Origin of the sequence: Ruminococcus sp. D54t1_190329_F1, assembly GCF_015551645.1 — a bacterium.
GTDB lineage: Bacteria > Bacillota > Clostridia > Lachnospirales > Lachnospiraceae > Blautia_A > Blautia_A faecis.
Genome location: NZ_JADNDC010000013.1, coordinates 11,527 through 34,830 on the forward strand (window position 1 = coordinate 11,527; position 23,304 = coordinate 34,830).

Sequence of the window (23,304 nt, forward strand, 5' to 3'; positions counted from 1 at the left end):
ATAGGAGGTACTACAGTGACTTTATTTGATAGAGTATTCAGCGGAAACGACGCTGTTTATGGATTAACAGAGGGCGCTATTGATGCAGCCATCGCACAGCATGGCGAAGACAAAGCAGTAAGCTTCCCTGATACCGCTTACAGCCTTCCTTGCTACTATTCAGTAACAGGAACCAAGGTTACAACCTTAAAAGAGTTAAAAGAGGCTCTTGGCGTTGTAAAAACTCTTATGACAAGAGAGAAAAGACTGAACGACGCATTCATGTCCGGTATTGCTACCGCACTTTGCGCAGAGTTCATCGAAGTTCTGAAATATATCGACGGAGCAACACCATATGAGGAGCCATGCTATGGCCACCTTGCAGATGCTGTGATCCGTGAGCTTGGTGTACCGCTTGTAACAGGCGATATCCCTGGTGTAGCCGTTATCCTTGGAACAGCTCCATCTGTAGAAGAGGGTGTTGCACTTGTAAAGAGCTATCAGGCACAGGGTATTCTTGTAACACTGGTTGGCGGAATCATTGACCAGGTGAAGGAAGCTGGCATGAACACTGGAGCAAACGTACGTGTTATTCCTCTTGGAAAAGACGTTACAGCAGTTATCCACGTTGTATCTGTTGCACTTCGTGCAGCTCTGATCTTCGGTAACGTAACACCTGGAGATGCAGGTACACTTATGAAATATACAATGGACCGTGTTCCGGCATTCGTTAACGCATTCGGACCTCTGGATGACGTTGTAGTTGCTTGCGGAGCTGGCGCTATCGCACTTGGCTTCCCGGTAATCACAAACGAGACAGAGAACATCTTCCGTGTACCGAAGAGCCTTATCGTTCAGGAGGACGTAAGCAAATTCAACGCTACTTCCCTTGAGGCTCGTGACATCAAGATCAAGATCACAAACATCGATATCCCGGTTGCATTCGCATCTGCATTCGAGGGCGAGATCATCCGTCGTAAAGACATGCGTGTTGAGTTCGATGGTTCCCGTGTTGACTGTGCTGAGCTTGTACATACCTGTGACGCTTCTGAGATCGAGGATCACAAGATCACAGTTGTAGGACCGGAAGTTGACGAGATGGAAGACGGAAGCAAGAACAGCATTGCATACGTTGTTAAGGTTGCCGGTAAGAACATGCAGCCTGACTTTGAGCCTGTTATCGAGCGTAAATTCCACAACTACATCAACTGTATTGAGGGTGTATATCACACCGGTCAGAGAGATATGCAGCGTATCCGTATCAGCCATGCAGCATTTGATGCAGGATTCCGTATCAAACATATCGGTGAAGTTCTTTATACTCAGGTTAAGAACGAATTTGACGCAGTTGTTGACAAGTGTGAGGTTGTGATCTACACAGATCCTGCTGAGTGTACCAGAATCCGTCATGAAGTTGCAATTCCGACATTCGAGAAACGTGATGATCGTCTTGCAAACCTCACTGACGAGTCTGTTGATGTATATTACAGCTGTATCCTCTGCCAGGCATTCTCCCCGTCTCACGTTTGTGTTGTTACACCAGAGAGACTTGGACTTTGCGGTGCCGTTTCATGGCTGGATGCAAAAGCTACCAACGAGCTTGATCCGAACGGACCTTGCCAGGTGATCACCAAAGAGCGTCCGATCAATGAAGAGCTTGGTTCTTATGAAGACGTTGATGAAGCGGTTCAGAAGTTCTCCCAGGGTGCTCTGGAGCACGTTACCCTGTACTCCATCATGCAGGATCCTATGACTTCCTGCGGATGCTTCGAGTGTATCTGCGGTATCGAGCCATTCTCCAACGGTGTAGTTATTGCTAACCGTGAGTATGCAGGTATGACACCTCTCGGAATGACCTTCTCTGAGATGGCTTCCATGACAGGTGGTGGTGTTCAGACTCCTGGATTCATGGGACATGGTAAACACTTCATCGCTTCCAAGAAATTCATGAAGGCTGAGGGCGGTATCGAGCGTATCGTATGGATGCCGAAAGAATTAAAAGAGTTCATCGCAGAGAAATTAAATGCTACTGCAAAAGAACTTTACGGAATCGATAACTTTACAGATATGATCGGTGATGAGACTGTTGCTACAGATCCTGAGACTCTGGTAGGATTCCTTACAGAGAAGGGACATCCGGCACTTGGACTTGACCCGATGATGTAATTTATCCAGCAGCTCCTGCTGCAAAATGGAGATAATTTCCCTGGAGTCTGTCTCCTTTAGACAGGCTCCGGGATTCACTATTTCCGGCAGGAATACTGATTTATAGTTTCGCTGCGGAGGGCGAACAAGCAGATCATTTTGATTGCGGAATGAAATGATCTGTATCTGATAATTTATTTAGCAGCAAACCAATGGATAGAGGCGGAGCCTTACATGGTTTGTGATAGAAGATTAACAGAAAAGGAGATGCAGAAAATTGTTAATTAACAGAATTTTCAGCGGTAATGATGCAGTATACGGTCTAACAGAAAAAGCCGTAAACGATGCTGTACAGCAGCATGGTGCAGATAAGGCAGTGGGATTTCCACACACAGCATATTGTCTTCCATGCTATTATGCAGTAACCGGTGTGAAGATCAAAACACTTGGAGAACTGCAGGCAGCCCTTGGCGTCGTAAAATCTCTTATGACAAGAGAGCATGCTCTGGATGATGCTCTTATGTCAGGTGTAGCAACAGCCCTCTGTGCGGAATTTATTGAAGCACTGAAGTATCTTGATGGGGCAGAACCCTATCAGGAGCCTTGTTATGGCCATCTTGCAGATTCCATTATCCGTGAGCTTGGTGTACCGCTTGTAACAGGAGATATCCCTGGTGTAGCCGTTATCCTTGGCAGCGCACCGACTGCACAGGAAGGTGTTGACCTGATCAAGAGCTATCAGGCACAGGGTATCCTGGTAACATTAGTTGGCGGTATCATTGACCAGGCACAGGAGCTTGGTCTTAAGATGGGCTATAATTTACGAATTGTTCCTTTGGGAAAAGACGTAACATCTGTTATCCACGTTGTATCTGTTGCACTTCGTGCAGCACTAATCTTCGGCAATGTAACACCTGGCGATGCAGCAAGCCTTCTTACATACACCAAAGACAGGGTTCCGGCATTTGTAAATGCTTTCAAACCTGTTGATGATGTAGTTCTTGCAGCCGGTGCTGGTGCGATCAAGCTTGGTTTCCCGGTAATCTCCAATGAGGATGAGAACATTGTGGAAGTACCAGGAGCCCTGATCGCGTGTCCGAACGTTGCTGACTTTAATAAGGTTTCCCTTGAAGCAAGAGGAATCAAGATCAAGATCACAAAGGTGGATATTCCGGTAGCATTTGCGTCTGCCTTTGAAGGTGAGATCATTCGTCGTAAAGATATGCGTGTGGAATTTGACGGTTCCCGTGTGGACTGCGTAGAGCTTGTGCAGACTAAGGAAATGAACGAGGTCGAGGATCACAAGATTACTGTCGTAGGTCCGGAAGTCGATAGCTTCGAACCTGGAAGCAAGCACAGCCTTGCCTACGTGGTAGAAGTAGCTGGTAAGAAGATGCAGCCGGATTTTGAACCGGTTATCGAGCGTAAATTCCACAATTATATAAACTGCATTGAAGGTGTATATCACACAGGACAGAGGGATATGTTCCGTATCCGTATCAGCAATGATGCTTTTGCAGCAGGTTTCAGAGCAAAACACTTTGGTGAAGTTCTTTACACTCAGGTAAAGAATGAGTTCGAGGCTGTTGTAGATAAGTGTCAGGTAACTGTCTATACAGATCCGGATGAGTGTACCAGAATGCGTCATGAAGTAGCAATCCCTACTTTTGACAAACGTGATGCACGTCTGGAGACATTGACTGATGAATCTGTAGATGTTTATTACAGCTGTATCCTGTGTCAGGCATTTTCTCCGTCACATGTCTGCGTAGTAACACCGGAGAGACTTGGACTTTGTGGAGCCGTTTCATGGCTGGATGCAAAAGCAACCAATGAACTGGATCCAAACGGCCCATGTCAGATCATCACCAAGGAGCGCCCGATCGATGTAAATCTGGGCTCTTACGAGGATGTTGATGAAGCAGTAAAGAAATATTCCCAGGGTGCTCTGGAGCATGTTACTCTGTACTCCATCATGCAGGATCCTATGACCTCCTGCGGATGCTTCGAGTGTATTTGCGGTATTGAGCCATTTTCTAATGGTGTGGTTATCGCAAACCGTGAGTATGCAGGCATGACACCTCTTGGAATGACGTTCTCCGAGATGGCTTCCATGACCGGCGGCGGTGTTCAGACACCAGGCTTTATGGGACATGGAAAACACTTTATTTCATCCAAGAAATTCATGAAGGCAGAGGGCGGAATTGAGCGTATCGTATGGATGCCAAAGGAATTAAAAGAGACCGTGGCGGAGCGACTCAATAAGACTGCAAAAGAACTCTATGGCATTGACAACTTCACTGATATGATCGGTGATGAGACCGTTGCCACAGATCCGGAAGTTCTTGTTGCATTTTTAACAGAACATAACCATCCTGCATTGTCAATGGATCCGATGATGTAGTATAATGGTTCTGTATAATTTTTACAAATTTTTAAGGAGGCTTTAAGAAATGCCATTTAATCAGAAACCACAGAAGTTCAACGCAAAGATCAACACTGTTACGGTTGGAACTGGCGATAAAGCGGTTACTATTGGAGGAAATTCTACATTTCCTTTCTATACATTTGACGCACCAACCGAGAACAGCCCGAAAATCGGTGTAGAGATCACGGATATGGGACTTGATGACTTTGCACCTGGAATCAAAGCATATTATGAAGGATGCACCACCATGGCTGAGATCGCTCAGAAAGCAGCAGCTATGGAAGGTGGAGATTTCGTTGTACTCAACCTGGAAGGCGGAGATCCAAACGGAGTAAACAAATCTACAGAAGAACTTATTGCAATCGTAAAAGAGGTTGCAGATGCAATCGACTGTCCATTAGTAGTTGAAGGCTGCAAAAATGTGGAGAAGGATGCGGAACTTCTTCCGAAGGTTGCAGAGGCACTTCAGGGCAGAAACGTGATCGTGATGTCTGAGAAGGAAGAAAACTACAAGGCAATCGGTGCTGCAGCAGGACTTGCTTACAACCAGATCGTAGGCGCTGAGTCCGCTGATGATATCAACCTTGCAAAACAGTTGAACGTAGTAACAACACAGTTAGGTGTTGATGCGAAGAAGATCGTTATGAACGTAGGAACAGCTACCGTTGGTTATGGTTACGAGTATGTTGTTTCCACTATGGACCGTATCAAAGGTGCAGCATTATCCCAGAATGATAACATGCTGCAGATGCCTATTATTACACCAGTTTCTTCTGAGACATGGGGCGTAAAGGAATCAGTTGCAACTGAGGAAGATATGCCAGAATGGGGCTCAGAGGATGAGCGTGGTATCGACATGGAAGTTATGACAGCAGCAGCAGACCTGGCAGCAGGATCTGACGCAGTTATCTTAAGACATCCAGAGTCTGTAAAGACCATCGCTAAGATGATCAAAGCACTTGTGTAATATTTTTAGGAGGGAAAAATTGATATGGCACTGAATGGTATTCAGATTTTTAAATTAACACCAAAGAAAAACTGTAAGGAATGTGGATGCCCGACATGTATGGCTTTCTCCATGAAAGTTGCACAGGGCGCTTTAAAGATTGAGCAGTGTCCACATATGTCTGAGGAAGCATTAGCATCTCTTTCCGAGGCAACTGCTCCGCCAATGAAGACGATCAAGATTGGTACTGGCGATGAGGAGCTTACCCTTGGTGGTGAGACCGTTCTTTTCAGACATGAGAAGACCTTTGTAAACAAGACAAGATATGCAGTAGAGCTTTGCACATGCATGGATGACGCTACTGTAGATGCAAAACTGGCTGAGATCCCGAAGGTTGATTATGACCGTATCGGTGAGAGAATGTACGCAGAGATCGTTTACGTAAACTGCGATGCAGAAGCAACAGCTGACAAATATGTAGCACTTGTACAGAAAGCAGCAGCTCTTGGACGTACCCTGATCCTTGGATGTTCTGATCCGGAGATCGCAAAAGCAGCCCTTGAGGTTTGCAAAGACAGCAAGCCGGTATTAAACGGAGCAAATGCTTCTAACTATGAGGCTATGAACGCAGTTGCAACAGCAGCTGGTGTTGTTCTTGGTGTATCTGGCAAAGATCTTAACGAGTTATATGATACTACAGCAGCAATCGAGAAACTTGGAAACAAGAATCTGGTACTTGATGTAACAGGCGCTGACATCAAAGAGACCTTCGGCAATGCCGTACAGGTACGTCGTGCAGCTCTGAAGGATCAGGACAGAACATTCGGTTATCCATCCATCGTAAACCTTGCAAAGATCGCTGGTGGTGACTATCACCTTCAGGCAGGTCTGGCAGCTATGTTTACAATGAAATACGGTTCCATCGTTGTTATGGAGCGTATGACATATGCAGAGGCACTTCCGTTATATGGTCTGCGTCAGAACGTATTTACTGACCCGCAGAAGCCAATGCGTGTAGAGCCAGGTATCTACCCGATGAACGGTGGAGATGAGAATTCTCTTGTTGTTACAACTGTTGACTTCGCTCTTACATATTTCCTTGTATCTGGAGAGCTGGAGCGTTCCGGTGTTCCGCTTAATCTTGTTATCAACGATGCCGGCGGTTTATCCGTACTGACATCCTGGGCAGCAGGAAAATTCTCCGGAAACAGTATTTCTACATTCTTCAAAGAGAAAGTAGAGCCAAATGTTAAGAGCAGACGTCTGGTAATCCCAGGTAAGGTTGCAGTCCTGAAGGGTGATCTGGAAGCAAAACTTCCAGGATGGGAAATCATCGTTGGACCAAGAGAAGCTGTACAGCTTGTGAAGTTCTTAAAGGATCTTGAAGGCTGATTTAAGCCTTTAAGACCCTAAAAGGGTATGCCGCTTATGGGCGGCACCACTATAAATGTAAAGGAGAACATTTGACATGGCAAAATTTGTTACAATTGGAGAGAGACTTTCAACAACAGCACCTTCTGTAAACAAAGCATTTACAGAGAGAGATCCTGAGCCGATCTTAAAGAGAGCAAAACAGCAGCTTGATGCTGGTGCTGTTTATCTTGATGTAAACATCGGACCAGCTGAGAACGATGGAGAAGACCTGATGAAATGGGCTGTTAAGCTTCTTCAGGAGAACTTCGACAACGTTCCGCTGTCTCTGGATACATCCAACAAAAAAGCAATTGAGGCTGGTATTTCCGTATACAACCGTTCCAAAGGAAAACCAATCGTAAACTCTGCTGATGCAGCTGGAAGAATTGAGAACATCGACCTTGCAGCAGCTAACGATGCAATCGTTATCGCTCTTTGCAACGGTGAAGGTATTGCAAAAGACAACGACGAGCGTATGATGTACTGCCAGATGCTTCTTGAAAGAGGTATGGAGCATGGTATGGACGCAAGTGATCTGTGGTTTGACCCGCTGTTCCTGGTTGTTAAAGGAATGCAGGACAAACAGATGGAAGTACTTGAGGCTATTAAAATGTTCTCCGATATGGGACTGAACTCTACAGGTGGTCTGTCCAACAACAGTAACGGTATGCCGAAGAACATCCGTCCAATCATGGATTCCGCATTAGTTGCTATGGCTATGATGCAGGGCCTTACATCCGCAATTGTTAACCCTAACGACCTTCGTCTTATGGAAACAATCAAATCCTGCGATGTATTCAAGGGCAACACCCTGTATGCTGATTCCTATCTTGAACTGTAATTATTTGTAATTCGTTTCTAAATAGGGACGTAAGATACAAAAGGGGCTGGGGCTTTGGCCTCAGTCCCTTTTTCTAACGGATAAGAATAATAATGATGTCTGTTTTGGCAGATATATGACCATATGAGAAAGGTGAGTGCCGGATGTTTAAGGTTACATTTTCTTTTGAAGATGGCAGTGTGGTAGAACATTTTGCCAATGCGGGGGACAATTTACTTGAATTAGCCAGAGAGGCCAATGTGGCCATCGACGCGCCGTGCTCCGGAAATGCTTCCTGCGGAAAGTGCCGGGTACAGTTAAAAAAAGGAGAACTGGACAGCAAGAAAACCTTACATATCAGTGAGGAAGAATATCAGGAGGGATGGCGTCTTGCCTGCACCAGCAAGATCTGTGCAGATGTGACCGTACTGGTACCTGATATTGCGTCTGCTTACAAGAGCAGAATGAAGGTTGCAGATCTCAGCTCCAAAGAGGAAATTGCCATTTTCGAGAATTCCAAAAGAGACGTAGAAATGACCGGTATTGAGCTCAGAAACAGTCTGGATGTAATTGAACTTGATATGAATGAGCCAAGTCTTGATGACACCATGCCGGATAATGAGCGCCTTACAAGAGCATTAAAGAAATATATGAATCTGAAACAGGTAAGGATTCCTTACGCTGTATTAAGAAAATTGCCGGATGTACTCCGGGAAAATCATTTTAAGGTAAAATGTGTGGTTCGCACTGCACCCAATGATCTTTTTGTATACGATATTTTCGGAAAAGATGAAGAGGTGGTAGTGGGCGGACTTGCAGTGGATATTGGTACCACAACTGTTTCCGCAGTTCTGCTCAACATGGAGACTGGAGAGATTCTTGCCAAGGCTTCTTCTGGAAACGGACAGATCCGTTTTGGTGCAGATGTTATTAATCGTATCATCGAGCAGCAGAAACCAGGTGGTAAGAAGAAACTACAGGATGCAGTAATTAAAGAGACAATCAATCCAATGATCGCACAGATGTGTAAAAGTGCAGGCATTCCTGCCAGTCATATTTACAGAATGTCTGTGGGAGCAAATACAACAATGAATCATCTGTTTGCCGGAATCAATGCGGATCCGGTCCGTATGGAACCGTATATTCCTGCATTCTTTAAGACCAATTCCCTTTTTGCTTCTGATGTGGGAATTGCTATTAATAAAGACGCGCATATTATCATTGCGCCGAATATCGGAAGCTATGTAGGCGGTGATATCACTGCCGGAACTTTAGTAAGTATGATCTGGAACAGACCAGAGTTTTCTTTATTTATCGATCTTGGAACTAACGGTGAGCTGGTATTTGGCAACTCTGATTTTATGATGAGCTGTGCATGTTCCGCCGGTCCGGCTTTCGAGGGTGGTGATATCAGCTGTGGTATGCGTGCAACTGATGGAGCTATTGAAGCTTGTACCATTGATAAGGAGACTATGGAACCAACTTATAAAGTAGTTGGAGAATCGGGAACCAAGCCGGTTGGACTTTGTGGTTCCGGAATCATTGATGTGATCAGCGAGCTTTTTATGTGCGGAATCATCAATCCTAAGGGCAAATTTGTCCGTGAGGGTGAGAGAATCCGTCACGATAAATACGGAATGGGAAGTTATGTGATTGCATTTGAAAAGGATGCAGGCTCTGTGAAGGATATTGAAATCACAGAGGTTGATATTGACAACTTTATCCGTGCCAAAGGTGCTATTTTCTCAGCCATCAGAACTATGATAAACAGTCTTGATTTTGACGTGAGCATGATCGATGACGTATACGTTGCCGGTGGTATCGGAAGTGGAATCAATATGAGAAATGCTGTAAATATCGGAATGTTCCCGGATATTCCTCTGGAGAAATTCCATTATATCGGCAACTCTTCCCTGACGGGTTCCTATCTGATGCTTCTTTCTACAGAGGCCGAGAAGAAGACCTATGAGCTTGCTGCAAACATGACATATATGGAGCTTTCTACAGTGCCAACTTATATGGACGAATTTGTAGGAGCGTGCTTTATTCCTCATACAGATACGGGAATGTTCCCTGATGTAATGAATGATTTACAGAACAGGAAGTAATTAATAAAATGCCATTTACAATTGATGACTTAAATTATGATAAAGACAGCAAGGAGAGAATGCCATGGGAGCATTATCTTGAGCTGTATGCAAAAGCTGACCCGAAGGAGATCGCATCCAGACTTTCCATTCCATATGATGAAGAGGCTAAGGAATTTACTCTGACTTTCCTGGGCTCTGAATATAAGATCACATATCCGGATTTCCAGGTAAAACATGTGGCAGATGAGAAGAAATGTTATCCTCTGGAGGATATGATCTACGCAAAGATTCTTACCATTCGTTTTCTGTTAAATGGTTCCGCCTCTGTGGGGACTGGCAGGTTTAAAACTTACCGGGAAATGCCATGGGGAGAAGTGTACCTGAGACAGTTTGACGGACGTTGTATCAAAAGGCTTGCATTTACCTATGGAAACAGACTGGATGATTTCCGGCTTGTAATGGATCATATGAAATGCACTCCGGTGAAATTCGGAGATGTGGCTTATGAGCTTTCCATTTATCCGGGATATCAGATCCAGATGATCCTGTGGGAGGGGGACGATGAGTTCCCGCCGTCTTCCCAGATCCTGTTTTCCGACAATTTCCCGGTATCCTTTGCTGCGGAAGATATGGCGGTTATGGGAGATGTGATCATTGGCTCTTTGAAGGCTTTTCTGAAAGCAGCGAAAGAGCAGTAAGGTTATTGTAAAACAGATTCTGCGTGAAAGTTAACCGAGATTTAAAGTTTTCTAAATGCATGAGCTGTATATTTTTTGATTAAAGCGGACTGGAGTGCGGGTGTTTGAGCCTGCACCAGGATCCGTTTTGATAAATCCAAATTAAGCGGAGGCGTCATGCTGTAACAGCGGTGACGTAAAAAGGAGGTAAGTTACAATGGGATACAAGAGTGACATTGAAATCGCACAGGAATGCGAAATGCTGCCGATTACCCAGATTGCAGAGAAAGCTGGTATTGATGACAAATACCTGGAGCAGTATGGAAAGTATAAGGCAAAAATCGACTACAATCTCTTAAAAGAGAGCGACAAGAAAGACGGAAAACTGATCCTTGTAACAGCAATCAACCCGACCCCGGCTGGTGAGGGAAAAACAACTACAACTGTAGGACTTGCTGATGGAATGCAGAGACTTGGAAAGAGCGCAATGGTTGCACTTCGTGAGCCATCTCTTGGACCGGTATTCGGTGTTAAGGGCGGCGCTGCAGGCGGCGGATACGCACAGGTTGTTCCAATGGAGGATATCAACCTTCATTTCACAGGTGACTTCCATGCAATCGGAGCTGCAAACAACCTTCTTGCAGCAATGATCGACAACCACATTTTCCAGGGCAATGCACTGAACATTGACCCACGTAAGATCACATGGAAGAGATGCGTGGACATGAACGACCGTCAGCTTCGTAACGTGATCGATGGTCTTGGAGGAAGAACAAACGGTATGCCTCGTGAAGACGGTTATGACATCACAGTTGCTTCCGAGATCATGGCAGTTCTCTGTCTTGCAAGCGACATCACAGACCTGAAGAATAGACTTTCCAAGATGATCATTGGTTATACATATGGCAAAGTATCTGAGCAGAAACCGGTAACAGCTGGTGATCTTCACGCAGAAGGTGCTATGACAGCTCTTCTGAAAGACGCTCTGAAACCAAACCTGGTTCAGACTCTGGAGCATGTACCTGCAATCGTTCACGGTGGACCATTTGCAAACATCGCTCATGGATGTAACTCTGTAACAGCTACTAAGATGGCTATGAAGCTGGCTGATTATGCCATCACAGAGGCTGGATTCGGTGCTGACCTTGGTGCAGAGAAATTCCTTGACATCAAATGCCGTATGGCAGGTCTTCATCCAAATGCAGTTGTGATCGTTGCTACTGTACGTGCCCTTAAATACAACGGCGGTGTTGCAAAAGCAGACCTTAACAATGAGAACCTTGAGGCTCTTGAGAAAGGTATCCCGAACCTTTTAAGACATGTAAACACGATCAAAAATGTTTACAAACTTCCATGTGTTGTTGCAATCAACGCATTCCCGACCGATACCAAGGCAGAGCTTGACCTTGTTGAAGCAAAATGTAAAGAGCTTGGTGTTAACGTTGCACTTTCCGAAGTATGGGCAAAAGGCGGTGAAGGCGGCCTGAAGCTTGCTGAGGAAGTAATCCGTCTCTGCGAAGAGCCAAATGACTTCTCTTATTCCTATGAGCTTGACGGTTCTATAGAGGATAAGCTGAACCAGATCGTTCAGAAAGTATACGGCGGAAAGAAAGTTGTTCTCACAGCAAACGCTCAGAAACAGGCAAAACAGTTAGAAGCTCTTGGCTTTGGCAACTGCCCGATCTGTGTTGCAAAGACTCAGTACAGCTTAACAGATGACCAGACAAAACTCGGTGCACCGACAGATTTCGAGATCACAGTTCGTAACCTGAAGGTTTCCGCAGGTGCTGGATTTGTTGTTGCACTGACTGGTGAGATCATGACCATGCCAGGTCTTCCGAAAGTTCCGGCAGCTGAGAGAATCGACGTTGACGAGACTGGTAAGATCACAGGTCTGTTCTAATCAAAGAAAAAAGAAACATCAGGCGGATATACCTGTCCGCCTGGCGTTATAAAAAGGTCATGGCTTACATGATGACTAAGAACAATAAGGAGACAACGAAATGGGATTTTCAACAAGTACATGTACAGAATTTGTAGAAGTTCTTGCTTCTAAAGCCCCGGTTCCAGGCGGCGGCGGAGCATCTGCACTGGTAGGTGCTGTGGGAACTGCACTTGGAAACATGGTAGGAAGCCTTACTGTTGGTAAGAAGAAATATGCTGATGTTGAGGAAGAAATGTGGGAGCTGAAAGGTAAATGCGACCAGCTTCAGAAAGATTTCCTTCGTCTGATCGAGCGTGACGCCGAAGTATTCGAGCCGCTTTCCAAAGCATATGGAATGCCGAAAGAAACAGAAGAAGAGAAAGCTGAAAAAGCAAGAGTTATGGCAATCGTATTAAAAGATGCCTGCTCTGTTCCTATGGAAATCATGGAGAAATGCTGTGAGGCACTTGACCTGATCAAGGAATTTGCTGCAAAAGGCTCCAAGCTTGCCATCAGTGACGCTGGTGTAGCTGCAACCTTCTGCAAAGCTGCATTAAAAGGTGCAAGCCTGAACGTTTATATCAACACAAAGTCCATGGCAGACAGAGAGTATGCAGAAGAATTAAATGCAAAGGCTGATGCAATGCTTGAAAAATACTGCAAGCTTGCAGACGAGACATTTGACAGCGTACTTGGCAGACTGAAATAAAGATAAAAAAAAGAAAAGAACTGGCAGGAGCAAAATCCTGCAAGTCCTTTTGGCGGTCTCAAAATGCTGTATTACCATGAAACTGGTATGAGCATGACTGGATTTATCATAATATAAGGAGATTACTTAAAAATGGCAAAACAGTTATTAGGTAAAGAAGTAACTGCTGCATTAAACGAGCGTATCAAAGGAAATGTGGCAGCTCTTCAGGAAAAAGGCGTTAACCCCACACTTTGCATTATCCGTGTAGGAGAGAATCCAAGTGATATTTCCTATGAGAAGGGTGCAACAAAGCGTTGTGAGACATTAGGCGTTGTATGTGAGAAAATTCTTCTTCCGGAGGATGTTGCTCAGGAAGAACTTCTTACAGTTATTGATAAGGTAAACAAAGACGATCATATCCATGGTGTACTTCTGTTCCGTCCGCTTCCGAAACATCTGGATCAGGCTGTGATCGAGAATGCACTTGCTCCTGAGAAAGACGTTGACTGTATGACAGACCTTTCCATGTCTGGTGTTTTTACAGGCAAGAAGATCGGTTTCCCGCCATGTACACCACAGGCATGTATGGAAATCCTTGATCATTACGGAATCGACTGCACAGGTAAGAAGGCAGTAGTAATCGGAAGAAGCCTTGTTGTAGGTAAACCGGCAGCTATGATGCTTGTTAAGAAAAACGCAACTGTAACCATCTGCCACACAAGAACAGTCGATATGCCGACTGTGGCACGCGAAGCGGATATTATCATCGTAGCAGCAGGCCGTGCTGGCGTTGTTGGCGCTGATTATGTAAAAGCAGGACAGGTAGTTATTGATGTAGGAATCAACGTAAATGCAGAAGGCAAGCTCTGCGGAGACGTTGACTACGCAGCAGTAGAGCCGATCGTAGATGCTATTACACCAGTTCCTGGCGGAGTTGGAAGCGTTACAACATCTGTCCTGGTTGGACATGTTGTAGAGGCTGCTATGCGCAAAGTGAACGCTTAATAGTTAATTGGTTTTGAACTAATAGAACGATGTACCTGAAGTACATCATGTGTACAAGCGGAAGAAAAACTCTTCAGAGTAAAAACTGGAGAGTTTTTTTGTTGCAGAAAATTTTGTTGAAATCCTTATTGCGGCAAAAGTTTGTTTTGCTATTACAAAAAATTTGCTTTTCTCAGTAAGATATTGTACTATAGAGGGTACAGATATATGGAGGTAACTCACTATGGGAAAAGTGATGGCAGTGAACATCAGTGTTAAAAGAGGAACTCAGAAGGTCAATGTGCACACTGTAAAACTGATTGAAAATTATGGACTGGAGAATGACGCCCACGCAGGAAACTGGCATCGTCAGGTCAGCCTTCTGTCTTATGAAAAAATAGAAGAATTTAAGGCAAAAGGCGCACCGGTAAAGGATGGTGCTTTCGGGGAAAATCTGATCGTACAGGGATTTGACTTTAAGACCCTTCCAGTAGGAACCCGTCTGAAATGCAACGATGTGATTCTGGAAATTACGCAGATTGGAAAGCAGTGTCACAACGGTTGCGAGATTTTCAAGATCATGGGAGATTGCATTATGCCCCGCGAAGGTGTTTTTGCCAAAGTAATCAAAGGCGGTGTGATCTCTGAGGGAGATGAAATGGTTTATGCTTGACAGATACGGAAGAAATATTGATTATCTGCGGATATCTTTGACAGACAGGTGCAATCTCCGCTGTATCTACTGTATGCCGGAAGAGGGAATCCGTCAGATTCCAAGGACAGAACTTCTTGATACAGATGAAATCGTGAGAATCTGTAAGGCGGCCAGTGAACTTGGGATTTCCAGAATCAAACTGACAGGAGGAGAGCCTCTTGTCCGCAGAATCTGCACCCCATTAGTAAAAGAGCTGAAAGCCATTCCCGGGATCTGCCAGGTTACACTGACCACCAACGGAATCCTTTTGGGAGAACAGCTTCCGGGCCTGATGGAGGCCGGTCTGGATGCCGTAAACATCAGTCTGGATACTTTAGAAGAAACCACATTTCGCAAAATCACCCGCAGGGATGATTTTCACCAGGTTTTAAAGGGACTTAGGGCAGCACTTTCCTACCCTTCCCTGAAAGTGAAATTGAACTGTGTCCCCACTTTTCAGTCGGACGAGGAACTTTTACAGGTGGCAGCTCTTGCAAAGGAGAATCCTCTTCATGTGCGTTTCATTGAAATGATGCCAATCGGTCTGGGCAAGGAGTTTACAGCCAGGGGAGAGGAACAGATAAAGTCTGTTCTGGAAAAGGAATATGGGTCAATGACACCAACGGAAGAAAAGCTTGGAAATGGTCCCTGTCATTATTATACCCTTGAGAAGTTTACAGGCAGGATCGGATTTATCAGTGCCCTGTCCCACAAATTCTGTGACAGATGCAACCGTGTAAGGCTTACTTCTACCGGATTTCTGAAAGGCTGCCTGCAATTTGAGGACGGAGCAGATCTGAAGGTTTTGCTTCGAAGTGGTTGTTCTGATGGGATGCTTAAAGAAACGATAGAAAAAGTCATTTATGAAAAGCCTGTAGGCCACAATTTTCAGGAACATAAGAAGGGAAACGAAGAATCCCACATCATGGCTCAAATCGGTGGATGATTTTGAAAAATAAAAGAAAACACAATTTAGAAAAGTCGGATTTGCTGTTGTATCATTTGTACAACTTAAGCAATCCGGCTTTTTGTATATTTCAATATAATTCCAGATACAAAATTGTGCAAAAATATTGTTAATAAATAAACTTATTCATATTTGCTTGCCAAAATGAACAAAAAAATATATAATTTCATTACAAAAATAGTCATGTCTGTTAAAAAATACGCAAAGCCGGAAGCTTTGGAGGACGGGGACAAAAGACCTGGAGGCATCTGGCAAGTAAGGAGGTTAACAAAATGGTAGATCAGTCATATTACAAGAAAGCAGATGAGATTATTGAGCATTATGAGCGGTGTGCTGCCTCATTAATCCCTATCATGCAGGATATCCAGGCGGAATATCGGTACCTGCCTGCAGAACTTCTGACCTACGTAGCCGGACAGATCGGCGTTACTGAAGCGAAGGCCTTCAGTGTTGCAACCTTTTATGAGAACTTTTCTTTTGAACCTAAAGGAAAATACATTATCAAGGTATGCGATGGCACAGCCTGTCATGTAAGAAAGTCAATCCCGGTTAAAGAAGCATTCATGAAAGAACTGGGATTAAGCAATAAGAAGCATACCACAGATGACATGATGTTCACTGTGGAGACTGTATCCTGTCTTGGTGCCTGCGGGCTTGCTCCCACCTGTATGGTGAATGAAGAAGTGCATGCCAAGATGACACCGGAGAAGGTAGTAGAGCTTATTAACAGATTGAGAGGTGAGAACGGATGAGGATTAACAGTAAAGAAGAGCTGCAAAGCAAAAAAGCTGAGATCGAACAGAATATCCAGAGCTTCACATGCCGTGTTCTTGTCTGTTCCGGTACCGGATGTATGGCTTCCGGTGCTCAGAAAATCTATGATGAGATGGTAAGACTCTGTGAAGGTATTGATGGTGTAGAGATTGAAATGCAGAAAGATATCCCTCACGTAGGCGTTATCAAGACTGGCTGCCAGGGTCTTTGCGAGCTGGGACCTCTTGTAAGGATTGAACCATACGGATATCAGTATGTACATGTTCAGGAGGAGGACTGCCTGGAGATCGTGGAGCGAACTGTACGCCTTGGACATCCTGTAGATCGTCTGTTTTACCGCCATGGAGATGAAATCTGTCCGAAGCCTGAGGATATCCCGTTCCTTAACCGTCAGACCAGGATCGTTCTTGAAAACTGTGGTAAGATTGACGCGGAATCCATTGACGAATATATTGCAGCAGGCGGTTTTTCTGCTCTTGCCAAGGCAGTTACAGAGATGACTCCCCAGGATGTAATTGATGAAGTTACCAGATCTGGTCTTCGCGGACGCGGAGGCGCCGGTTTCCCGGCTGGTAAGAAGTGGTCACAGGTAGCCAGACAGGCTGAGAAAACCCGATATGTAGTATGTAACGGTGATGAGGGTGACCCGGGAGCATTTATGGATGGTTCCGTTATGGAAGGCGATCCGTATAAGATGATCGAGGGCATGATCATTGCCGCTTACGCAGTTGGCGCTGAGAACGGATACATATATGTTCGTGCAGAGTATCCTCTTTCCGTAGCCAGACTTCGTCTTGCTATTTCCCAGGCTGAGAAATATGGTCTCCTTGGAGATCATATCCTTGGCAGCGGTGTGAATTTCCATCTGCATATTAATCGTGGTGCAGGAGCTTTCGTATGTGGTGAAGGTTCTGCCCTTACCTCTTCCATTGAGGGAAACAGAGGTATGCCTCGTGTAAAACCACCTCGTACTGTCGAGAAAGGTCTGTGGGGCAAGCCAACTGTATTAAATAACGTTGAGACTTACGCAAATGTTCCGAAGATTATCATACAGGGTGCTGACTGGTTCCACACCATCGGAACAGAGGGAAGCCCGGGAACCAAGACCTTCTCACTGACCGGAGCAATTGAGAATACAGGTCTTATTGAAGTTCCAATGGGAACAACACTTCGTGAGATTATTTATGATATTGGCGGCGGTCTGAAGAGCGGTGCTGCATTTAAAGGCGTTCAGATTGGCGGACCATCTGGCGGATGTCTTGTAGAAGACCAGCTGGATGCTCCTCTTGATTTTGATTCTGTAAAGAAGCTTGATGCTATTATGGGATCAGGCGGTCTTGTTGTCATGGATGAGAATACCTGTATGGTAGAAGTTGCCCGTTTCTTCATGAGCTTTACCCAGCGGGAGAGCTGTGGAAAATGCGTTCCATGCCGTGAGGGTACCAAGCGTATGCTGGAGATCTTGGAGAAGATTGTAGCAGGCAATGGGGAGATGTCTGATCTTGACGAGCTGGAAGAGCTTGCCAAAATGGTTCAGAGCATGGCTCTTTGCGGACTTGGAAAGAGTGCACCTCTTCCTGTCCTCAGTACCATGAAGCGTTTTCGCGAGGAATACGAAGAGCATATCCGGGACAAGAAGTGCCGGGCAAAGGTCTGCACAGCACTCCGTCAGTTCCACATTAATCCGGAATTCTGTATCGGCTGCGGAAAATGTGCCAAGAACTGTCCTGCCGGGGCAATTTCCGGCAAGATTAAATCACCTTATCATATTAATAATGATGTATGCATCAAGTGCGGCAGCTGTAAGGATAACTGTAACTTTGATGCAATATATGTGGAAATGTAGGGAGGACAGATTATGGGTACAATGACGATTGACGGCAGAAAAGTCGAATTTACAGATGAAAAAAATGTCCTGACCGTAATCCGCAAGGCAGGCATTAATATTCCTACACTTTGTTATCACTCAGAGGTTTCCACTTTTGGAGCCTGTCGTCTGTGCACAGTAGAGGATGACAGAGGAAGAACCTTCGCTTCCTGTTCTGAGGAGCCAAGGGATGGAATGGTAATTTATACAAACTCAGGTAAGATCAAAAAATACAGGAAACTGATTGTGGAACTGCTTCTCGCAGCACATTGCCGTGACTGTACAACCTGTGTAAAGAGTGGAGAATGCGTGCTTCAGGAGCTGGCTCACCGTCTTGGAGTACATAACATCCGTTTTCAGAATACAAGAGAGCAGTATGAGATTGATGACAGTTCACCATCTCTGATCCGTGACCCGAACAAATGTATCCTCTGTGGTGACTGTGTCCGTGCCTGCGAGGAGCTTCAGGGAATCGGAGCATTGAACTTTGCATACCGTGGAACAGAGGCTATTGTAATTCCTGCGTTTAATAAGAAAATAGCAGAAACCCAGTGTGTAAACTGCGGACAGTGCCGTGTATATTGTCCGACAGGTGCCATTTCCATTAAGACGCATATGGATGAAGTCTGGGAAGCTCTTGCAGATCCGGATGTACGTGTAGTAGCACAGATTGCGCCGGCAGTTCGTGTTGCGGTAGGTGATCATTACAGTCTTCCGAAGGGACGGAGCGTAATGGGCAAAATTGTCAATGCACTCCACAGAATGGGATTTGACGAGATTTATGATACTACTTTCAGCGCCGATCTTACTATTATGGAGGAGTCAGCAGAATTTCTAAAAAGAGTTGAGAAGGGGGAGAAACTTCCACTTCTTACCTCCTGTTGCCCTGCATGGGTGAAATTTATTACAGACCAGTATAAGGATTATATCCCGAATTTGTCTACCTGCAGATCCCCACAGGGAATGATGTCTGCAGTTATTAAAGAATACTTCCGTGATCCGGAGAATGCCAAGGGTAAAAAGACCGTTATGGTATCTATTATGCCATGTACAGCCAAGAAGGCTGAGGCAATCCGTCCGAACAGTTTTACCGATGAGAAACAGGATACGGATATTGTAATTACAACCACAGAGCTGCTGCGCATGATCGATAACTTTGGCCTTGATTTTGCACAGTTAGAGCCTGAAGCATGTGATATGCCATTTGGATTTGGCTCCGGTGGAGGTGTTATTTTTGGTGTTACCGGCGGTGTTACAGAGGCGGTTCTACGCCGCTTAAGCCCGGATCATTCCAAGGAGACCATGCGGGAGATTTCTGAGTGTGGTGTCCGTGGAGATGAGGGAATCAAAGAATTCACAGTTCCATACAAGGGAATGGATATCAATGTATGTGTGGCCAGTGGTCTTGCAAATGCAAGAACCGTTATGGAACGTGTAAAGAACGGCGAAGCAAACTATCATCTCATTGAAGTAATGGCATGCCGCCGTGGCTGTATTATGGGCGGTGGCCAGCCGGTACGGGCCGGTGACAGAACCAAAGCTGCAAGAGCGAAAGGTTTGTATAATGCTGACAATACTATGCTGATCAAGAAATCCGATGAGAATCCTATGGTTCTGGAACTGTATCAGGGACTGCTCAAAGGAAAAGAGCACAAACTGCTCCACAATGACTTCTATTGATGCTGATGTATAGTAGCTGGACACGCTCCAGAGAATAATTAAGACTGGTATAATAAAAAGCCCGACTGCATATTATTTAGAGGAAGAATATAAGCATTACGCTGTAAACAAATCTTGCAGACCTTTAAATAATCAGGCAGGAGGGCTTTTTTGTATGGAAAATTTTCAGGTTTACCGTGATATACAGGCCAGAACCGGAGGCGATATATACATAGGCGTTGTAGGCCCTGTCCGTACAGGAAAATCAACATTTATCCGCAGATTTATGGAACTGGTGGCTTTGCCCGGAATGGATGAAAAAATGCAGAAAGAGGTCAGGGACCAGCTTCCATTAAGTGGTTCCGGAAAAATGATCACAACTGTGGAACCCAAATTTATCCCAAAAGAAGCTGTATCAGTTGATCTTGGCGAAGACAGGAAGGCGAAAGTGCGGCTTATCGATTGTGTTGGTTTTCTTGTAAAGGATGCTGGAGGAAACGTTGAGGATGGTAAAGAGAGGATGGTAAAAACGCCCTGGTTTTCCAGGGCAATCCCCTTTCATGAAGCTGCAAAAGCGGGAACAGAAAAGGTTATCCAGGAACATTCTACGATCGGTCTTGTGATCACCACCGATGGAAGCTTTGGAGAAATAGCAAGGGAAAATTTTGTTCCGGCCGAGGAACAGACTGTGGCTGAATTGAAAACACAGGGAAAGCCATTTCTCATTGTAGTAAACTCTCAGTTTCCCTATAAAGAAGAAACCACTCAGATGGTTAACGGGCTTCAGAAGAAGTACCAGGTACCAGTTGTTGCGGTTAACTGTGAGCAGTTGAAAAAAGAAGATGTCGCATTGCTCCTGGAAAAAATCCTATATGAATTTCCCATTACCCAGCTGCAGTTTTTTATTCCCAAATGGGTGGAAATGCTGCCTGCAGACAGCGAATTGAAAAGCCAGATCCTTTCCCAGATCAAAGTGTGCATGAAGAAGCTTTTACACATTCGTGATGTTACTAGGGAATCGGTAAAACTGGAAGGTCCTTATGTACAGGATACTCTTCTGGATCACGTAGGTCTTTCTGATGGAACCATTCAGATACGGCTTCAGATAGATGATAAATATTACTATAAGATGCTTAGCGATATGAGTGGAATCCCCATGGAAAGTGAGTATGAGCTGATCCATACGATGAAGGAGCTTGCTGCAATGAAGGAAAAGTATGTAAAGGTTAAAGATGCCCTGGATGCAGTAAATAGCAGCGGTTACGGTGTAGTTGTACCAGAGCTTTCCCAGATTCAGCTGGAAGAGCCGGCTGTGATCCGCCAGGGAAATAAATATGGTGTGAAAATTAAATCAAAGAGTCCGTCTATTCATATGATCAAAGCAAATATTGAAACTGAAATTGCTCCGATCGTAGGTACGGAGCAGCAGGCAAAAGACTTGATCACTTATATTGGAGAAAGCGATGCAAGAGGAGAGAGCATCTGGGAGACGAATATTTTCGGGAAATCCATTGAACAGCTGGTACAGGATGGCATCCGCAGCAAGCTGACCATGATCAGCGAGGAAAGCCAGGTGAAGCTTCAGGATACCATGCAGAAAATCGTAAATGACAGTAAAGGCGGTCTTGTGTGTATTATCATATAGGGATTTTTATGAAAAAAGGCAGTATTGTTATAAGCACTGCCTTTTTTTTCATATATGAAAATACTTTATGGGTACTTACCAATATACGGAAAACTGTGGTGCTTCCCTTTCCTTATCAAAGATTATTTATATCCATGTTCTTTTTTCCAGCGCGCCAGATATTCCACCTGTTCCTCGTCTGAAAGAAACTGTGAATAAGGATCATTTCCCGCCGCAACACAACAGAAAAGTACAAGCAGCTGCAACGCAAAAAATAAAACAATAAGTAAAATTACAGGCAACATAAAAACCTCCTTGTAAAGTTTATATAAAAGTCTTTACAGAAAAGTTAATTTTATACATTTTACGCAACAAACATGGAAATTTGTATATGACTTTGGTATAATATGGAAAAATGCTTTTACAGTGGAAGAAGAAATGCTGTTATAATGAAACAAGATATGGGAGGAAAGGAATATGAAAAAGAGAAGTCGCATTCTGGTATTGATACTGACAGCCATGCTTTCCACAGAACCAGTCCAAATTGTATATGCGGAAACTGCAGAAGCGACGCATGTGACTTCTGAAAGTACTTCCGTTAATCCAAAAGAGGAAAATGCAGATAACTCTGCAGTTGTTCCACCGAAAGCTGATCCTGGCTGGGTAGCTGTAGAAAAAGGGTATCAATGGCGGCAGGAAGATGGTACTTTACTTCAGAAATCGGGTTGGGTAACGATCAACGGCAGGAAATATTATCTCCATAAGAGTGGAATTCGCTATTCAGGCTGGCAGATATATAAGAACAAAAAACGCTATTATCTGTCGAATGGTGATGCGGCAAGAAACAGATGGATAAAATACAAAGGAAACTATTATTACATCCGAAAGAATGGAACCAGCGCGCCGAAGAGTAAATGGCTTACTGTGAAAGGTAAGAGATATTACATTGGAAGAAAAGGCTATCGGCTGACCGGTTTACAGACCATTAAGGGGAAGAAATACTATTTTAATTCAAAAGGTGTTCTCATCAGAAATAAAACCAGCTATAAGATAAAGGGAAAGGAATACGAGATCAATTCAGAAGGAGTTGCCATTCAGGTTTCTGCACTTAAAGCTGAGTGTATGCGAAAAGCAAGGAAATTTGTGGAGAAGCATACTGCTCCGAATATGTCCAACAGCCAGAAATTCAGAACCTGTTTCAATTATCTTATGGGCTATACTGATTTCAAGCCATGGATTTATCCTACTGATGAAGAGTTTAGGACTCAGATCTGGCCTTATCAGTCTGCCATTTACATGTTTGATAATAATCTTTCAGGATGCTGTTACGGTGTTGCAAGTGCAGTTGCTGCATGTGCCAAGGTTTTAGGATATGAGCCGTATGTAATTGCCACCACTGGCGACCATGGATTTGTAATGATTGATGGGCTTTATTATGACAATATGGGACCTTTGTTCGGGGCATCTACCCATTTTGCATATTCTGTAAGATCAAGTGTGAAATTTTAAGGCAGAAACTGCTTTAAAAATAAAAAGCGAAGTAACTATTCAGAAGACAGTATTCCGCAAGGTGCGCGAAATCATGCAAATCATGATTCAACTGAGAAGGTACGAAAAAGTTA

The 23,304-nt window shown here is 44.4% G+C and carries 18 protein-coding genes; 17 read left to right on the forward strand and 1 reads right to left on the reverse strand.

Annotation, left to right across the window (positions count from 1 at the left end):
* The first annotated feature begins 15 nt into the window (after positions 1-15).
* The 16 genes from acsB (I2D69_RS07630) (at position 16) to spoIVA (ending at position 21,703) form a co-directional block, all read left to right on the forward strand.
* Positions 16-2,145: an acetyl-CoA decarbonylase/synthase complex subunit alpha/beta gene (acsB, locus tag I2D69_RS07630; RefSeq protein ID WP_118578440.1), complete on the forward strand. Its 2,130-nt coding sequence runs from the start codon at positions 16-18 to the stop codon at positions 2,143-2,145.
* A gap of 256 nt (positions 2,146-2,401) precedes the next feature.
* Positions 2,402-4,528, forward strand: coding sequence for an acetyl-CoA decarbonylase/synthase complex subunit alpha/beta (acsB, locus tag I2D69_RS07635; RefSeq protein WP_118578439.1), 2,127 nt, complete (start codon positions 2,402-2,404; stop codon positions 4,526-4,528).
* Positions 4,529-4,577: 49 nt separating this feature from the next.
* Positions 4,578-5,519: an acetyl-CoA decarbonylase/synthase complex subunit delta gene (gene acsD / locus I2D69_RS07640; RefSeq protein WP_118578438.1), complete on the forward strand. Its 942-nt coding sequence runs from the start codon at positions 4,578-4,580 to the stop codon at positions 5,517-5,519.
* A 24-nt stretch (positions 5,520-5,543) separates the two neighbouring features.
* Positions 5,544-6,890 carry an acetyl-CoA decarbonylase/synthase complex subunit gamma gene (gene acsC / locus I2D69_RS07645; protein WP_118578437.1) on the forward strand — a complete coding sequence of 449 codons (1,347 nt, stop codon included), beginning with the start codon at positions 5,544-5,546 and terminating at the stop codon, positions 6,888-6,890.
* Positions 6,891-6,966: 76 nt separating this feature from the next.
* Positions 6,967-7,752 (forward strand): carbon monoxide dehydrogenase/acetyl-CoA synthase methytransferase subunit, encoded by a 786-nt coding sequence (gene acsE, locus I2D69_RS07650; RefSeq protein ID WP_118578436.1) that lies wholly within the window; start codon positions 6,967-6,969, stop codon positions 7,750-7,752.
* Positions 7,753-7,895: 143 nt separating this feature from the next.
* The gene (gene acsV / locus I2D69_RS07655; protein WP_173718660.1) at positions 7,896-9,839 is read left to right on the forward strand and encodes a corrinoid activation/regeneration protein AcsV; all 1,944 of its coding nucleotides are present in this window, start codon (positions 7,896-7,898) and stop codon (positions 9,837-9,839) included.
* Positions 9,840-9,847: 8 nt separating this feature from the next.
* On the forward strand, positions 9,848-10,519 hold the full coding sequence (locus tag I2D69_RS07660; RefSeq protein WP_118578435.1) for a DUF3786 domain-containing protein: 672 nt from the start codon (positions 9,848-9,850) through the stop codon (positions 10,517-10,519).
* Between the two features lie 196 nt (positions 10,520-10,715).
* The gene (locus I2D69_RS07665) at positions 10,716-12,401 is read left to right on the forward strand and encodes a formate--tetrahydrofolate ligase (protein ID WP_118578434.1); all 1,686 of its coding nucleotides are present in this window, start codon (positions 10,716-10,718) and stop codon (positions 12,399-12,401) included.
* A gap of 100 nt (positions 12,402-12,501) precedes the next feature.
* A complete protein-coding gene (locus I2D69_RS07670) occupies positions 12,502-13,131 on the forward strand; it encodes a cyclodeaminase/cyclohydrolase family protein (RefSeq protein ID WP_118578433.1) in 630 nt (209 codons plus the stop codon).
* Between the two features lie 132 nt (positions 13,132-13,263).
* Positions 13,264-14,118, forward strand: coding sequence for a tetrahydrofolate dehydrogenase/cyclohydrolase catalytic domain-containing protein (locus tag I2D69_RS07675; protein WP_173718661.1), 855 nt, complete (start codon positions 13,264-13,266; stop codon positions 14,116-14,118).
* A gap of 223 nt (positions 14,119-14,341) precedes the next feature.
* The gene (locus I2D69_RS07680) at positions 14,342-14,770 is read left to right on the forward strand and encodes an MOSC domain-containing protein (protein WP_173718662.1); all 429 of its coding nucleotides are present in this window, start codon (positions 14,342-14,344) and stop codon (positions 14,768-14,770) included.
* Positions 14,763-15,737: a GTP 3',8-cyclase MoaA gene (gene moaA / locus I2D69_RS07685; protein ID WP_173718663.1), complete on the forward strand. Its 975-nt coding sequence runs from the start codon at positions 14,763-14,765 to the stop codon at positions 15,735-15,737. Before I2D69_RS07680 ends, moaA begins: the two co-directional genes overlap by 8 nt.
* Before the next feature lie 293 nt (positions 15,738-16,030).
* A complete protein-coding gene (locus I2D69_RS07690) occupies positions 16,031-16,510 on the forward strand; it encodes an NAD(P)H-dependent oxidoreductase subunit E (RefSeq protein WP_148462597.1) in 480 nt (159 codons plus the stop codon).
* A complete protein-coding gene (locus I2D69_RS07695; RefSeq protein ID WP_118578429.1) occupies positions 16,507-18,378 on the forward strand; it encodes an NADH-quinone oxidoreductase subunit NuoF in 1,872 nt (623 codons plus the stop codon). The genes I2D69_RS07690 and I2D69_RS07695 overlap by 4 nt, the downstream gene beginning before the upstream one ends.
* A 12-nt stretch (positions 18,379-18,390) precedes the next feature.
* Complete coding sequence (locus I2D69_RS07700) at positions 18,391-20,079, forward strand: [FeFe] hydrogenase, group A (RefSeq protein ID WP_118578428.1); 1,689 nt, start codon at positions 18,391-18,393, stop codon at positions 20,077-20,079.
* A gap of 154 nt (positions 20,080-20,233) precedes the next feature.
* The gene (gene spoIVA / locus I2D69_RS07705) at positions 20,234-21,703 is read left to right on the forward strand and encodes a stage IV sporulation protein A (RefSeq protein WP_173718664.1); all 1,470 of its coding nucleotides are present in this window, start codon (positions 20,234-20,236) and stop codon (positions 21,701-21,703) included.
* Between the two features lie 122 nt (positions 21,704-21,825).
* On the opposite strand, the gene I2D69_RS07710 is transcribed toward spoIVA, so the two are convergent.
* Complete coding sequence (locus I2D69_RS07710; RefSeq protein ID WP_173715531.1) at positions 21,826-21,987, reverse strand: hypothetical protein; 162 nt, start codon at positions 21,985-21,987, stop codon at positions 21,826-21,828.
* A gap of 172 nt (positions 21,988-22,159) precedes the next feature.
* On the opposite strand from I2D69_RS07710, the gene I2D69_RS07715 reads away from it, so the two are divergent.
* Positions 22,160-23,191, forward strand: a complete 1,032-nt coding sequence (locus tag I2D69_RS07715; protein ID WP_173718666.1) for a hypothetical protein — start codon at positions 22,160-22,162, stop codon at positions 23,189-23,191.
* Positions 23,192-23,304 lie beyond the last annotated feature (113 nt).

What these genes read in the sequence shown, in the direction of transcription:
- acsD (WP_118578438.1), top strand. Translation starts at nt 4,578, where the DNA reads ATGCCATTTAATCAGAAACCACAGAAGTTCAACGCAAAGATCAACACT.
- acsC (WP_118578437.1), top strand. Translation starts at nt 5,544, where the DNA reads ATGGCACTGAATGGTATTCAGATTTTTAAATTAACACCAAAGAAAAAC.
- acsE (WP_118578436.1), top strand. Translation starts at nt 6,967, where the DNA reads ATGGCAAAATTTGTTACAATTGGAGAGAGACTTTCAACAACAGCACCT.
- acsV (WP_173718660.1), top strand. Translation starts at nt 7,896, where the DNA reads ATGTTTAAGGTTACATTTTCTTTTGAAGATGGCAGTGTGGTAGAACAT.
- I2D69_RS07660 (WP_118578435.1), top strand. Translation starts at nt 9,848, where the DNA reads ATGCCATTTACAATTGATGACTTAAATTATGATAAAGACAGCAAGGAG.
- I2D69_RS07665 (WP_118578434.1), top strand. Translation starts at nt 10,716, where the DNA reads ATGGGATACAAGAGTGACATTGAAATCGCACAGGAATGCGAAATGCTG.
- I2D69_RS07670 (WP_118578433.1), top strand. Translation starts at nt 12,502, where the DNA reads ATGGGATTTTCAACAAGTACATGTACAGAATTTGTAGAAGTTCTTGCT.
- I2D69_RS07675 (WP_173718661.1), top strand. Translation starts at nt 13,264, where the DNA reads ATGGCAAAACAGTTATTAGGTAAAGAAGTAACTGCTGCATTAAACGAG.
- I2D69_RS07680 (WP_173718662.1), top strand. Translation starts at nt 14,342, where the DNA reads ATGGGAAAAGTGATGGCAGTGAACATCAGTGTTAAAAGAGGAACTCAG.
- moaA (WP_173718663.1), top strand. Translation starts at nt 14,763, where the DNA reads ATGCTTGACAGATACGGAAGAAATATTGATTATCTGCGGATATCTTTG.
- I2D69_RS07690 (WP_148462597.1), top strand. Translation starts at nt 16,031, where the DNA reads ATGGTAGATCAGTCATATTACAAGAAAGCAGATGAGATTATTGAGCAT.
- I2D69_RS07695 (WP_118578429.1), top strand. Translation starts at nt 16,507, where the DNA reads ATGAGGATTAACAGTAAAGAAGAGCTGCAAAGCAAAAAAGCTGAGATC.
- I2D69_RS07700 (WP_118578428.1), top strand. Translation starts at nt 18,391, where the DNA reads ATGGGTACAATGACGATTGACGGCAGAAAAGTCGAATTTACAGATGAA.
- spoIVA (WP_173718664.1), top strand. Translation starts at nt 20,234, where the DNA reads ATGGAAAATTTTCAGGTTTACCGTGATATACAGGCCAGAACCGGAGGC.
- I2D69_RS07710 (WP_173715531.1), bottom strand. Translation starts at nt 21,987, where the DNA reads ATGTTGCCTGTAATTTTACTTATTGTTTTATTTTTTGCGTTGCAGCTG.
- I2D69_RS07715 (WP_173718666.1), top strand. Translation starts at nt 22,160, where the DNA reads ATGAAAAAGAGAAGTCGCATTCTGGTATTGATACTGACAGCCATGCTT.